The following is a 498-nucleotide window of genomic DNA, read 5'->3' as shown; positions in this document are numbered from 1 at the left end:
TCGTCGTCGAGGAGCGCCATTGCGTCCTCAGTGGCGAATCCGCGGCCGACGGCCCGAACGACATCGGGTGCGACCATCCCGAGAACGGGGTCGCCCACGCTGTCGATGGCGACACTGCCGTTTTCGGAATCAACGTCGAGTCGGACTTCTGCACGACTCTCGATTTCTCGGAGCGTCGAACCACCTTCGCCCATGAGAACACCGATACGGTCCTGCGGCACCTTGACGTGCTGCATATCACCCGATACCCGTCGGAGTGGTTTAAGCGTTCGCTCGGCGGGTCGCCGCGTGTGTGGGTCTCAGACCCGCCTCGCGGCGGGTCTGTGTTTCTACTCGTCTTCGCTCTCGTCGGCCGTGACGAACTCGAACAGCGAGTCGCCGTCGGCGTCGGCACCCTGCCGCCGGAAGAAGTTGGCCACGTTGCGGCAGTCCCGCCGGAGGAACTCCTCGGCGTTGGGGTGGTGGACCGTCACCGCCTGTCCGAGGTCGATGACGACG

2 protein-coding genes are annotated in these 498 nt (G+C 65.1%); both read right to left on the bottom strand.

Annotated features, from left to right (window positions below):
• A partial coding sequence (locus DVK07_RS21295; RefSeq protein WP_233565607.1) for a pre-rRNA-processing protein PNO1 occupies positions 1-236 on the bottom strand: 236 nt, incomplete at its 3' end.
• A 93-nt stretch (positions 237-329) separates the two neighbouring features.
• A partial coding sequence (locus DVK07_RS21290) for an RIO1 family regulatory kinase/ATPase (protein ID WP_303646401.1) occupies positions 330-498 on the bottom strand: 169 nt, incomplete at its 5' end.

The sequence above is a fragment of the Halorubrum sp. Atlit-26R genome (assembly GCF_003666015.1).
Classification (GTDB): Archaea; Halobacteriota; Halobacteria; order Halobacteriales; family Haloferacaceae; genus Halorubrum.
The sequence above is the reverse complement of the archived record's forward strand: the minus strand, read 5'-3'. Positions and strand labels throughout refer to the sequence as shown.